This window comes from Pseudomonas sp. B1-22, assembly GCF_050474425.1.
In the GTDB taxonomy this organism is placed as follows: Bacteria; Pseudomonadota; Gammaproteobacteria; order Pseudomonadales; family Pseudomonadaceae; genus Pseudomonas.
Genome location: NZ_JBCHVH010000001.1, coordinates 1,100,228 through 1,113,039 on the forward strand (window position 1 = coordinate 1,100,228; position 12,812 = coordinate 1,113,039).

13 protein-coding genes are annotated in these 12,812 nt (G+C 64.1%); all 13 read right to left on the reverse strand.

The window, feature by feature from the left end; all coding sequences use genetic code 11:
• Positions 1 to 17 precede the first annotated feature (17 nt).
• The 13 genes from nuoL to ACQ5BL_RS05175 all read right to left on the reverse strand — a co-directional run bounded on the left by nuoL (position 18) and on the right by ACQ5BL_RS05175 (position 12,796).
• Positions 18 to 1,865 carry an NADH-quinone oxidoreductase subunit L gene (gene nuoL, locus ACQ5BL_RS05115; protein WP_207883114.1) on the reverse strand — a complete coding sequence of 616 codons (1,848 nt, stop codon included), beginning with the start codon at positions 1,863 to 1,865 and terminating at the stop codon, positions 18 to 20.
• On the reverse strand, positions 1,862 to 2,170 hold the full coding sequence (nuoK, locus tag ACQ5BL_RS05120; RefSeq protein ID WP_207883115.1) for an NADH-quinone oxidoreductase subunit NuoK: 309 nt from the start codon (positions 2,168 to 2,170) through the stop codon (positions 1,862 to 1,864). Before nuoK ends, nuoL begins: the two co-directional genes overlap by 4 nt.
• 4 nt (positions 2,171 to 2,174) lie before the next feature.
• The gene (gene nuoJ, locus ACQ5BL_RS05125) at positions 2,175 to 2,675 is read right to left on the reverse strand and encodes an NADH-quinone oxidoreductase subunit J (RefSeq protein WP_207883116.1); all 501 of its coding nucleotides are present in this window, start codon (positions 2,673 to 2,675) and stop codon (positions 2,175 to 2,177) included.
• 11 nt (positions 2,676 to 2,686) lie between these two features.
• Positions 2,687 to 3,235, reverse strand: coding sequence for an NADH-quinone oxidoreductase subunit NuoI (nuoI, locus tag ACQ5BL_RS05130; RefSeq protein WP_015477483.1), 549 nt, complete (start codon positions 3,233 to 3,235; stop codon positions 2,687 to 2,689).
• A gap of 11 nt (positions 3,236 to 3,246) precedes the next feature.
• Positions 3,247 to 4,236, reverse strand: coding sequence for an NADH-quinone oxidoreductase subunit NuoH (gene nuoH, locus ACQ5BL_RS05135; RefSeq protein WP_017517114.1), 990 nt, complete (start codon positions 4,234 to 4,236; stop codon positions 3,247 to 3,249).
• A complete protein-coding gene (gene nuoG / locus ACQ5BL_RS05140; RefSeq protein WP_243804827.1) occupies positions 4,233 to 6,947 on the reverse strand; it encodes an NADH-quinone oxidoreductase subunit NuoG in 2,715 nt (904 codons plus the stop codon). The genes nuoH and nuoG overlap by 4 nt, the downstream gene beginning before the upstream one ends.
• Before the next feature lie 129 nt (positions 6,948 to 7,076).
• A complete protein-coding gene (gene nuoF / locus ACQ5BL_RS05145) occupies positions 7,077 to 8,426 on the reverse strand; it encodes an NADH-quinone oxidoreductase subunit NuoF (protein ID WP_207883118.1) in 1,350 nt (449 codons plus the stop codon).
• Complete coding sequence (gene nuoE / locus ACQ5BL_RS05150; RefSeq protein ID WP_169887231.1) at positions 8,423 to 8,923, reverse strand: NADH-quinone oxidoreductase subunit NuoE; 501 nt, start codon at positions 8,921 to 8,923, stop codon at positions 8,423 to 8,425. The genes nuoF and nuoE overlap by 4 nt, the downstream gene beginning before the upstream one ends.
• Positions 8,920 to 10,701, reverse strand: coding sequence for an NADH-quinone oxidoreductase subunit C/D (gene nuoC, locus ACQ5BL_RS05155; RefSeq protein ID WP_243804826.1), 1,782 nt, complete (start codon positions 10,699 to 10,701; stop codon positions 8,920 to 8,922). The genes nuoE and nuoC overlap by 4 nt, the downstream gene beginning before the upstream one ends.
• 59 nt (positions 10,702 to 10,760) lie before the next feature.
• Positions 10,761 to 11,438, reverse strand: coding sequence for a NuoB/complex I 20 kDa subunit family protein (locus ACQ5BL_RS05160; protein WP_017517109.1), 678 nt, complete (start codon positions 11,436 to 11,438; stop codon positions 10,761 to 10,763).
• A 10-nt stretch (positions 11,439 to 11,448) separates the two neighbouring features.
• A complete protein-coding gene (ndhC, locus tag ACQ5BL_RS05165) occupies positions 11,449 to 11,862 on the reverse strand; it encodes an NADH-quinone oxidoreductase subunit A (protein WP_015477476.1) in 414 nt (137 codons plus the stop codon).
• Positions 11,863 to 11,959: 97 nt separating this feature from the next.
• Positions 11,960 to 12,259, reverse strand: coding sequence for a hypothetical protein (locus ACQ5BL_RS05170; RefSeq protein WP_243804825.1), 300 nt, complete (start codon positions 12,257 to 12,259; stop codon positions 11,960 to 11,962).
• A gap of 45 nt (positions 12,260 to 12,304) precedes the next feature.
• Positions 12,305 to 12,796 (reverse strand): DUF4442 domain-containing protein, encoded by a 492-nt coding sequence (locus ACQ5BL_RS05175; RefSeq protein ID WP_243805116.1) that lies wholly within the window; start codon positions 12,794 to 12,796, stop codon positions 12,305 to 12,307.
• Positions 12,797 to 12,812: the final 16 nt, after the last annotated feature.

The following is a 12,812-nucleotide window of genomic DNA, read 5'->3' on the forward strand; positions in this document are numbered from 1 at the left end:
ATCTCATTCGTGAAGTTTTAAGCCAACAGCAGCGCGCCGAGGAGCAGCGCGGCGCCGCCCACCAGGGAAGCGGCGTACCAACGCAGGCGGCCGTTCTCGGTGAGGCTGAGGAGTTTGTGACCACCGCGGGCGGTGAGCGGAACCAGGACAAGCGACTTGTCGATCGGGTCCGCAGCCAGCAGGCGGCAGATCAGCAGGTAGGGTTTCACGAACAGCTTGTCGTACACCCAGTCGAAGCCCCAGGCATGGAACCACCAGGTGCCGAAGAAGCGGCCCGGCGCGCTCTGGGCGACGGCACTGACGAAGCGGCGCTTGCCGAGGAACAGCAGGCCCGCCAGCAGGATACCGGCGATAGCGATGGCGCCCGAGGCGATTTCCAGGCTGTGCTTGGCTTCGCCACCGGCGTGACCGGCGCTTTCCGGCAGGACGCCGGCCAGCGGCGGGGTGATCATCGCGCCGATGAAGGTGGACAGCACGATCAGGACGCCCAGCGGCAGCCAGTGGCTGATGCCATGGCCGGCGTGCGCTTCGGTCTTCGCTTCGCCGTGGAAAGCGATGAAGATCAGGCGGAAGGTGTACAGCGAGGTCATGAACGCGCCGACGAGCCCTGCGATCAGCAGGTTCTGGTGACCACTGGCGAAGGCTTCCCAGAGGATCTCGTCCTTGGAGTAGAAGCCGGCGGTCAGGAAGGGGAGGGCGGCCAGGGCCGCACCACCGACCACGAAGCTCGCATAGGCCAGCGGCAGCTTCTTCCACAGACCACCCATCTTGAAGATGTTCTGCTCATGGTGGCAGGCGACGATCACCGCACCGGAAGCAAGGAACAGCAGGGCCTTGAAGAAGGCGTGGGTCATCAGGTGGAAGATCGCGCCACCCCAGGCGCCCACGCCCAGGGCCAGGAACATGTAGCCGATCTGGCTCATGGTCGAGTAGGCGAGGATGCGCTTGATGTCGGTCTGCACCAGGGCGGCGAAGCCGGCCAGCACCAGGGTCACGGCGCCGACGATGCCGACCAGCTCCAGGACGTTCGGAGCCAGCTCGAACAGGCCGTGGCAGCGGGCGATCAGGTAGACGCCCGCGGTCACCATGGTGGCGGCGTGGATCAGCGCGGAGACCGGGGTCGGGCCGGCCATCGCGTCGGCCAGCCAGGTCTGCAGCGGCAACTGCGCGGACTTGCCGACGGCGCCGCCGAGCAGCATCAGTGCCGCCAGGTTGACCCACAGGTCGCCCTTGGCGAAGTGCTGCGGAGCCAGGACCAGCAGCTCCTGGATGTTCAGCGTGCCCAGGTGCTGGAACAGGATGAACATGCCGATGGCGAAGAACACGTCACCCACGCGGGTCACGATGAACGCCTTCAGCGCCGCATTGCCGTTGGGCACGTGGCTGAAGTAGAAGCCGATCAGCAGGTAGGAGCACAGGCCCACGCCTTCCCAGCCGAAGTACACGAACAGCAGGTTATCGCCGAGCACCAGGAACAGCATGCTGGCGATGAACAGGTTGGTGTAGGCGAAGAAGCGCGAGTAGCCGGCTTCACCGCGCATGTACCAGGAGGCGAACAGGTGGATCAGGAAGCCGACGCCGGTGACCACGCCGAGCATGGTGACCGACAGGCCGTCCAGGTAGAGGGTGAAGTTGGTCTTGAAGTCGCCAACGTTCATCCACTGCCACAGCACCAGGCTGTAGGCGCCACCTTCGGGCGGGTTGCTGTGGAAGCTCCAGATCGCCCAGAAGGCGGAGAGGGCCGCGAGGCCCACGGAGCCGACACCCACCAGTGCCGAGAAGTTTTCCGACCACTTGCCGCGGGAGAAAGACAGCAGCAGGAAGCCGACCAGGGGGAACAGGAATGTAAGGGGCAGCAGGTTCATCCGCGCATCTCGCTGGCAGCGTCGATATCGAGGGTATGGAAGCGGCGATACAGCTGGAGCAGGATCGCCAGGCCGATGCTGGCCTCGGCCGCGGCCAGGCTGAGCACCAGGATGAACATCACCTGGCCGTCGGGCTGCGCCCAGCGGCTACCGGCGACCACGAAGGCCAGCGCGGCGGCGTTCATCATCACTTCCAGGCTCATCAGTACGAACAGGATGTTGCGTCGTACCATCAGGCCCACCAGGCCGAAGCAGAACAGCACACCGGCGAGCGCCAGTCCGTGTTCGAGAGGGATTGCGTTCATGGTGTTATTCCTTCGCTTCGTGGCGGCCGAGGTGGTAGGCGGCGACCAGTGCCGCCAGCAGCAACATCGAGGCCAGTTCGACGACCAGCAGGTACGGGCCGAACAGGCTGATGCCCACGGCCTTGGCGTCCACGATGGTATGGCCGATGCCGGCACCGCTCGGGGTACGCGACAACATCCACAGCAGCTCGACCATCAGCACCAGGGACAGCGCGCCGGGGCCGATCCAGACGCCGGGCTTGAGCCACTTGCGTTCCTGTTCGGCGATGGCCGGGCCGAGGTTGAGCATCATCACCACGAAGACGAACAGCACCATGATCGCGCCGGCGTAGACGATGATCTCCAGGGCACCGGCGAACGGGGCGCCGAGGCTGAAGAAGGTCATCGATACGGCGAGGAGCGAAACGATGAGATAGAGCAGGGCATGCACCGGATTGCTGTTGGTGATGACCCGCAGGGTTGCCAGCACGGCGACGCCGGCGGCGAAGTAGAAAGCGAATTCCACGCGACGTCTCCTTACGGCAGCAGGCTCTTGACGTTGATCGGTTCGGCTTCGTTCTGCGCGGCGCCTTTCGGCTTGCCGGCAATCGCCATGCCGGCAACGCGGTAGAAGTTGTAGTCCGGGTTCTTGCCGGGGCCGGAGATCAGCAGGTCTTCCTTCTCGTAGACCAGATCCTGGCGCTTGAACTCGCCCATCTCGAAATCCGGGGTCAGCTGGATCGCGGTGGTCGGGCAGGCTTCTTCGCACAGGCCGCAGAAGATGCAGCGGGAGAAGTTGATGCGGAAGAACTCGGGGTACCAGCGACCGTCATCGGTCTCGGCCTTCTGCAGAGAGATGCAGCCGACCGGGCAGGCCACGGCGCACAGGTTGCACGCAACGCAGCGCTCCTCGCCATCGGGGTCGCGGGTGAGCACGATGCGGCCGCGGTAGCGCGGCGGCAGGTACACGGGTTCTTCCGGGTATTGCAGGGTGTCACGCTTGCGGAAGGCGTGACCGAAGATCATCACCAGGCTGCGCAACTGGGTGTAGGTGCCGTGCACCACGTCGAAAATGTACTTGATCATGGTCGTACTCCTTACTGGCTGGCCAGCACGACAGCGCCGGTCACCAGCAGGTTGATCAGGGTCAGCGGGAGGCAGAACTTCCAGCTGAAGGCCATCACCTGGTCATAGCGCGGGCGTGGGATGGAGGCCCGCAGCAGAATGAACATCATGATGAAGAAGCCGGTTTTCAGGGCGAACCAGATGAACGGGATCTGCGGCAGGATGCCGAAGGGACCGTGCCAGCCGCCGAAGAACAGGGTCGCCAGCAGCGCGGACACCAGCACGATGCCGATGTACTCGCCGACGAAGAACATGCCCCATTTCATGCCGGCGTACTCGATGTGGTAACCGTCGGCCAGTTCCTGCTCGGCTTCGGGCTGGTCGAACGGGTGACGGTGAGTCACGGCGACGCCGGCGACGAAGAAGGTCATGAAGCCGAAGAACTGCGGGATGATGAACCACATGTGCTCGGCCTGGTAATCGACGATGTCGCGCAGGCTGAACGAGCCGACCTGAGCCACGATGCCCATCAGCGACAGGGCCAGGAACACCTCGTAGGAGATGGTCTGGGCCGAGGCGCGCAGGCTGCCGAGGAGGGCGAACTTGTTATTGCTCGACCAGCCGGCGAACAGCACCGCATAGACGGTCAGGCCAGCCATGGCGAAGAAGAACAGGATGCCGATGTTCAGGTCCGCCACGCCCCAGGTCGGGGTGATCGGGATGACGACGAAGGCCACCAGCAGCGCCCCCATGGCGATCATGGGGGCGAGGGTGAAGATCATCTTGTCGGCGAACGGCGGGGTCCAGTCTTCCTTGAAGAACATCTTCAGCATGTCGGCGCCGAGCTGGAAGGCACCGAAGGGGCCGACCCGGTTCGGACCGTAGCGGTCCTGCCAGAGGCCGAGCAGGCGACGCTCGACCCAGCTGAGCAGCGCGCCGCAGACGACCACAGCGAGCAGGATGACGATGGCCTTGATGACCTCGATCAGGATGTCGACGATGGCGGGTGTCAGCCAGCTCATTGCGCAGCCTCCTGCAGACCTTCAGCGACAGCGCCGATGACACCGGCGGGAATGCCTTGCAGACCGATCGGCAGGGCGACCAGGCCAGCACCGAGCTCTTCGCTCACGCGCAGCGGCAGGCGCAGTTCCTGGCCCTTGACGGTCAGGCGGATGATCGCGCCTTCGTTGACGCCCAGACGGTCAGCCTCGGACTTGGCCAGGGCGACGTAGGTCTGCGGGATGCGCTCCTGCACCGGGGCGGCCTTGGCGGAGTTCTCCTCGCTGCCGAACAGATGATAGAAGGGCACCACCTTGAACTGGCTGGCGGCGGTGTGGAACGGCGCGGGAATCTCGCTGAACCACAGGGCCTGGCCCTTGGCCTCGATCAGGCGTACGCCCGGATCGCCGGCGCGCAGATGACCACCGACTTCGTCCTGGAACTTGTTCCAGGCCTGCGGGGAGTTCCAGCCCGGGGACCAGGCGAACGGAATCTGCTGACGCGGTTCGGCGCTGCCGGCGTAGCCTTCCATGGAGAAGGCGAACGCGGAGTCGATGTCCTGCGGCTGACGCGGCTCGCTGACATTGATGTTGGCGCGCATGGCGGTACGGCCGGAGTAGCGGTGTGGCTCGCGCGCCAGCTTCAGGCCCTTGATGCGGAACGCGGCGTTCGGCGCAGCGTCGCGGATGCCGGCCAGTTGCGGCTTGTCAGCGACGACAGCGTCGATCACGTGGTCCAGCTGGGTCCAGTCGACACGCTTGCCTTCGAGGGTGCTGTGCAGCGCATGCAGCCAGCGCCAGCCTTCGCGGACCAGGTTGTCGGCGTTGTAGTAGGTCGGATCGAAGACCTGGAAGAAGCGCTGGGCGCGGCCTTCCTGGCTGACCAGGGTGCCATCGCCTTCGGCGAAGCTGGCGGCCGGCAACAACACGGTGGCCTTGGCGGTGGTGGCGGTCTGCTGGTGGTCGGCGACCACGACGATCTTCGCGGCGGCCAGGGCGGCATCGACAGCGGCAGCGTCGGCGCGGCGGTACAGGTCGTTCTCCAGGATCACCACGGCATCGGCGGCGCCGGAGGTCAGTTGCTCCAGCGCTTTCTCGACGGATTCACCGCCGAAGAGGGCCAGGCCCAGGCTGTTGGCTTCCGGAACCACCAGGCTCAGGGAGCCGTTCTTCTCGCGGTTCTTCAGCGCGCTGGCGATGTTGGCTGCGGCTTCGATCAGGGCGTTGCTGCCCAGCGAGGTGCCGGAGATGACCAGCGGACGCTTGGCGGCCACCAGGGCATCGGCGATGCGCTGGGCCAGGGCGGCGGCTTCGGCGTCGAGGCCGGCCACGGCCGGGGCGCTCGGGTCGATGGCGTGGGCCACGGCGAAGCCCAGGCGCGCCAGGTCTTCGGTGGCGGCGTGCACGCATTCGGCGGCGACGTCGTCCAGGCGGGTTTCATCCAGGCTGGCGATGAACAGCGGGTTCATCTCATGCTGGGCGATGGTTTTCACCGCGGCGTCGAGCCACGGCTGGATCTTCATCGCGGCGGCCATGTCCTCGCCCTTGCCCTTCACCGACTGACGCAGGGCCAGGGCGATACGGGCAGCGGTCTGGGTCAGGTCTTCGCCGAGCACGAATACCGCGTCGTGGTCTTCGATGTCGCGGATGGTCGGCACCGGCAGCGCGCCGTCCTGCATGACTTTCAGGACCAGCTGCAGACGCTGCAGTTCGTCAGCGGAGATGCCGCTGTAGAAATTCTGCGCGCCGACCAGTGCGGACAGGGCGTAGTTGCTTTCCAGGCTGGCGCGCGGCGAGCCGATACCGATGACCTTGCGGCCTTTCAGCAGGGCAGCGGTCTGGTCCAGGGCGCCGTCCAGCGAGAGCTTCTGCTTGCTCAGCATCAGCTGCGGCTGGCGCGGACGGTCTTCGCGGTTGACGTAGCCGTAGCCGAAGCGGCCGCGGTCGCACAGGAAGTAGTGGTTCACCGAGCCGTTGTAGCGGTTCTCGATGCGGCGGATTTCACCGTAGCGCTCGCCGGGGCTGATGTTGCAGCCGCTGGAGCAGCCCTGGCAGATGCTCGGGGCGAACTGCATGTCCCACTTGCGGTTGTAGCGCTCGGAGTGGGTCTTGTCGGTGAACACGCCGGTCGGGCAGACCTCGGTCAGGTTGCCGGAGAATTCGCTCTCCAGCACGCCGTCCTCGATGCGGCCGAAATAGACGTTGTCGTGCGCGCCATACACGCCCAGGTCGGTGCCGCCGGCGTAGTCCTTGTAGTAACGGACGCAGCGGTAGCAGGCGATGCAGCGGTTCATCTCGTGGGCGATGAACGGGCCGAGCTCCTGGTTCTGGTGGGTGCGCTTGGTGAAGCGGTACCGGCGCTGGTTGTGGCCGGTCATCACCGTCATGTCCTGCAGGTGGCAGTGACCGCCTTCCTCGCAGACCGGGCAGTCGTGTGGGTGGTTGGTCATCAGCCATTCGACGACGCTGGCGCGGAACTGCTTGGCCTCTTCGTCCTCGATGGAAATCCAGGTGTTGTCGGTGGCGGGGGTCATGCAGGACATGACGAGACGACCGCGTTTGTCGTTCTCGTCGGTGTACTGCTTGACCGCGCACTGGCGGCATGCGCCGACGCTACCGAGCGCCGGGTGCCAGCAGAAGTAGGGGATGTCGAGACCGAGGGAGAGACAGGCCTGCAACAGGTTGTCCGCTCCATCGACTTCTAACGTCTTGCCGTCTACGTGAATCGTGGCCATGGGTCTAAGTCTTCGTTGGCCCGTTGTCAGCGGGCGTGGCTAATAGAAATCACGGTTTCATCGGGCCGGCGGCATGCCGCGGCACTGCAACGAAACAACGCCGGGCGCGTGCGCCCGGCGAACAAAGCATCAAGCGCCGACGGTCTGCGGTGCTTGTACGGCCTGAGCCTGGCGGGAAATGCCCGCTTCGAACTCGGGACGGAAATACTTCAGTGCGCTGCCCAGCGGCTCGACGGCACCCGGTGCGTGGGCACAGAAGGTCTTGCCTGGGCCGAGGAAGTTGACGAGCTGCTCGAGGGTTTCCAGGTCGCCCTGGGCACCTTCGCCTTTCTCCAGTGCGCGCAGGACCTTCACGCTCCACGGCAGGCCGTCGCGGCACGGCGTGCACCAGCCGCAGGATTCGCGGGCGAAGAACTCTTCCATGTTGCGCAGCAGGGAAACCATGTTGACGCTGTCGTCCACCGCCATGGCGAGACCGGTACCCATACGGGTGCCGACCTTGGCGACGCCGCCGGCGTAGAACAGGGCATCGAGGTGTTCCGGCAGGAGGAAGCCGGTACCGGCGCCGCCCGGCTGCCAGCACTTGAGCTTGTAGCCGTCGCGCATGCCGCCGGCGTAGTCCTCGAACAGCTCGCGGGCCGGCAGGCCGAAGGGCAGTTCCCAGATACCGGGGTTTTTCACCTTGCCGGAGAAGCCCATGAGCTTGGTGCCCATGTCCTCGCTGCCCGGACGGGCGAGGCCCTTGTACCAGTCGACGCCGTGCTCGACGATCGCCGGTACGTTGCACAGGGTCTCGACGTTGTTCACGCACGTAGGCTTGCCCCAGACGCCGACGGCGGCGGGGAAGGGCGGCTTGGATCGCGGGTTGGCGCGGCGGCCTTCCAGCGAGTTGATCAGCGCGGTTTCTTCGCCACAGATGTAGCGGCCGGCGCCGGTGTGCACGAACAGCTCGAAATCGAAGCCGCTGCCGAGGATGTTCTTGCCCAAGAGGCCTGCGGCCTTGGCTTCCTCGATGGCGCGGTTCAGGTTGCGGGCGGCGTCGACGTACTCGCCGCGCAGGAAGATGTAGCCGCGGTAGGCCTTGAGGGCGCGCGCGGAGATCAGCATGCCTTCCACCAGCAGGTGCGGCAGCTGCTCCATGAGCATGCGGTCCTTCCAGGTATTGGGCTCCATCTCGTCCGCGTTGCACAGCAGGTAGCGGATGTTGAGGGATTCGTCCTTGGGCATCAGGCCCCACTTCACGCCGGTGGGGAAGCCCGCACCGCCGCGGCCCTTGAGGCCGGAGTCCTTGACGGTCTGGACGATGTCGTCGGCGGCCATCTGCGCCAGCGCCTTGCGCGCGGCGGCGTAGCCGTTCTTCGACTGGTATTCCTCCAGCCAGACCGGAGCGCCGTCGTCACGCAGGCGCCAGGTCAGCGGATGGGTTTCGGCCGCGCGCGCAGTGCGGTTGGGCGTGCCGTAGGAGGTGAGGCGACTCATGCGTAGGCCTCCAGCAGTTTGGCGACGCCGTCGGGACGCAGGTCGCCGAAGGTGTCGTCGTCGATCATCATCGCCGGGGCCTTGTCGCAGTTGCCCAGGCAGCACACCGGCAGCAGGGTGAAGCGGCCGTCGGCGGTGGTCTGGCCGAGGCCGATGCCCAGCTGCTTCTGGATCTCGCCAACCACTGACTCGTGGCCGCCGATGTAGCAGACCATGCTGTCGCAGACGCGGATGATGTGGCGGCCGACCGGCTGGCGGAAGATCTGGCTATAGAAGGTAGCAACACCTTCGACGTCGCTGTCCGGAATGCCGAGGATATCGGCGATGGCCGGAATGGCGCCGTCCGGCACCCAGCCGCGCTGCTTCTGGACGATCTTCAGGGCTTCGATGGACGCCGCGCGGGAGTCCTCGTAGTGATGCATCTCGTGCTCGATGGCCGAGCGCTCGGTTTCGCTGAGTTCGAAACGATCAGTCTGGATAAGGGTACTCATGATCAGCGGTCCACGTCGGCCATAACGAAGTCGATACTGCCCAGATAGGCGATCAGGTCAGCGATCATGCTGCCGTTGATCACCGACGGAATCTGCTGCAGGTGCGCGAAGCTGGGCGTCCGGATACGGGTCCGGTAGCTCATGGTGCTGCCATCGCTCGTCAGGTAGTAGCTGTTGATGCCCTTGGTCGCTTCCACCATCTGGAAGGCTTCGTTGGCCGGCATGACCGGGCCCCAGGAAACCTGCAGGAAGTGGGTGATCAGGGTTTCGATGTGCTGCAGCGTGCGCTCTTTCGGCGGCGGCGTGGTCAGCGGGTGGTCGGCCTTGTATGGGCCTTCCGGCATGTTCTTCAGGCACTGCTCGATGATGCGCAGGCTCTGGCGCATTTCGCCCATCTTGACCATGCAGCGGTCGTAGGCGTCGCCATTGTGGGCCAGCGGAACTTCGAACTCGAAGTTCTCGTAGCCGGAGTAGGGGCGGGCCTTACGCAGGTCGAAGTCACAGCCGGTGGCGCGCAGGCCGGCGCCGGTGGTGCCCCATTCCAGCGCTTCCTTGGTGTTGTACTGGGCAACGCCGATGGTACGGCCACGCAGGATGCTGTTCTTCAGGGCGGCGGTTTCGTACTCGTCCAGGCGCTTGGGCATCCAGTCGAGGAATTCGCGGACCAGCTTGTCCCAGCCGCGCGGCAGGTCGTGGGCGACGCCGCCGATGCGGTACCAGGCCGGGTGCAGGCGGAAGCCGGTGATGGCTTCGACGACCTTGTAGGCGCGCTGGCGGTCGGTGAAGGTGAAGAACACCGGGGTCATCGCGCCCACGTCCTGGATGTAGGTACCCAGGTAGAGGAGGTGGTTCAGGATGCGGAAGAACTCCGACATCATGATGCGGATGACATCGACGCGCTGCGGCACCTTGATGCCGGCGAGCTTCTCGACCGAGAGCACGTACGGCAGGTTGTTCATCACGCCGCCGAGGTAGTCGATGCGGTCGGTGTAGGGAATGAAGCTGTGCCAGGACTGACGCTCGGCCATCTTCTCGGCGCCACGGTGGTGGTAGCCGATCTCCGGAACGCAATCGAGGATCTCTTCGCCATCCAGCTGCAGGATGATACGGAACGCACCGTGGGCGGACGGGTGGTTCGGGCCGAGGTTGAGGAACATGAAGTCCTCGTTCTCGCCGTGGCGCTTCATGCCCCAGTCTTCGGGCTTGAAGCGCAGGGCTTCCTGCTCGAGGTCCTGCTTGGCGGCGGACAGCGCGTAGGGATCGAACTCGGTGGCGCGCGCCGGGTAGTCCTTGCGCAGCGGGTGGCCTTCCCAGGTCGGCGGCATCAGCATGCGGGTCAGGTGCGGGTGACCGTTGAAGGTGATCCCGTACATGTCCCAGACCTCACGCTCGTACCAGTTGGCGTTCGGCCAGATACGGGTGGCGGTGGGCAGGTTGAGGTCGCCCTCGGACAAGGCCACCTTGATCATCACGTCACTATTACGCTCGAGCGACATCAGGTGGTAGAACACGCTGAAGTCGGCACCCGGCAGGCCGCGACGGTGGGTGCGCAGGCGCTCGTCGACACCGTGCAGGTCATAGAGCATGACGTACGGCTTGGGCACATTGCGCAGGAAGGTGAGGACGTCGATCAGGCGCTCACGGGCAACCCAGAGCACCGGCATGCCGGTGCGGGTGGCCTGGACGGTGAAGGTCTCGGCGCCAAAGCGGGAATTCAGTTCGACGACGATGTCTTGGTCGTCTGCCTTGTAAGGCGGGATGTACAGAGCGGAGTCTGCATTCATAGTCTTTAAGTCACTCGGTCAACGGTGGAGTGAAAACGGGCCTCTCGTGGAGGACCGGATCACACTTCGTCGGGGCTGCGCAGGTTGGTGACCGCAATGCGCTGTTCGCGCTTGAGATCCTTCTGGGCAGGCATGTCGGCGCGATAGACGCCTTGGTCGCCTACGACCCAGGACAACGGACGACGCTCCTGGCCGATGGATTCCTGCAGCAGCATCAGGCCTTGCAGGAACGCCTCCGGACGGGGCGGGCAGCCGGGGATGTACACGTCCACGGGGAGGAACTTGTCGACCCCCTGAACGACCGAGTAGATGTCGTACATGCCGCCGGAGTTGGCGCACGACCCCATCGAGATCACCCACTTGGGTTCCAGCATCTGCTCGTACAGGCGCTGGATGACCGGAGCCATCTTGATGAAGCAGGTGCCGGCGATGACCATGAAGTCGGCCTGACGCGGCGATGCACGGATCACTTCGGCGCCGAAACGGGCGATGTCGTGCGGCGCGGTGAACGCCGTGGTCATCTCCACGTAGCAGCAGGACAGGCCGAAGTTGTACGGCCAAAGGGAGTTCTTGCGACCCCAGTTGACTGCACCGTTGAGAACATCCTCCAGCTTGCCCATGAAGATGTTCTTGTGGACCTGCCCTTCGATGAGCGGGTCTTCTACCGTTTCGCGCTGTCCGATCGGGTATTGATCATTGGGCGCATCCGGGTCGATCCGGGTAAGTTTGTATTGCATCGCCAAAGCCTCATTGTTTTAGCTTCGCCTGCCGTGCGCGACGTGCCGCCGGTGCCCAATCGAGCGCGCCGATACGCCACAGGTAGACAAGACCTGCCAACAGAATTGCTATGAAAATGGTTGCCTCGATCAGACCGGCCCAACCGCTTTCACGGACGGACACGGACCAGGCGAAGAGGAAGAGGGCTTCGACGTCGAAGATCACGAAGAGCATCGCGACCAGATAGAATTTTGCCGACAGGCGCAGGCGTGCGCTGCCGGTAGGAACGATCCCGGATTCGAAGGGTTCGTTCTTGCTGCGACCAAATGCCTTACTGCCAAGCAGGCTGGAAACCCCTAGCATGAAGCCGAGCAGGCCCAGCACTCCTAAAAGGAAGGCGGCGAGTCCCCAGTGTTGAGCTGCAAGTTCAGCTGGATTGGGCATGCCGATACTCCTTCCTACAAAAACGATTGTCTTGGGTTCCGGGCTGCAATGGCCCGACTGCGCGAACCCGACAACTCAAGGATAGTGAGCTAAGGGTTCAGGTCATCTTTCCAATTTTATGCCCAAAGCCTTCTGCAAGTAAATTTTTCCAACACAAACAGACGCTTCTAAAACGGGCAAAAGGCTTTTGCATTTCCGTGAGCCCTTTGCTCGTGCGGTCCTGCGCGCCTAGTGTGCCGGTACTTGGGCTTTGGTCGAATGGTACTTTGGAGGTATATGACCGCAATAAATCGCCATCTAATAAATGATAAATATTATCATTTGCAGTGTCGTATATCCGTAACTTTACTACATATAAGCGGCGAGTCTTTTCTTCCGTCACTTCAGCAGCATTCAATTATCTCCTCGCGGTTTTGTCTGTCGCCCCTCGTTTTGGGGTGATTCATTTCTTTTTTGTGACCCACACCCAGTGCATTTCGCAGCGGATCGGCTCGCCTCCGGCGTCGTCGATCACGGTTACCTGAATCACGGCTTCTCCCTTGTCCTCCTCCACCATTGCACGACGCTGCGCCTCCGTCAGTGTGGCGATGGCGCGCAGCCCGCCGCTGGCGCGGCGCAGGTAGTCGACCTTGAGGTGCTTGATCAGCGGCAGCTTGTGATCGGGCAGGTTCATGCCGACCATGCAGCCACTCGCGGATTCGGCGAGCAATGCCATGGCGGCGGCGTGCACGCCGCCGATGTGATTGCGTGCGCGGCGGTGGTTGGCAAGGCTCATCCTGACTTCGTCACTGGCGAGTTTCTGGATGCGCACGCCAGCGGTGCCGGCGAAGCGCACCTGGGAGCAGAACAGGTGGCTCAGCAGTGGCTCGTGAAGCTGGCGCGGCAGACGTTGGATGAGGTGGGCGGCGAGGGCGAGGCGATTGCGCGTGGGCATGGGCATGGGCTTTCCG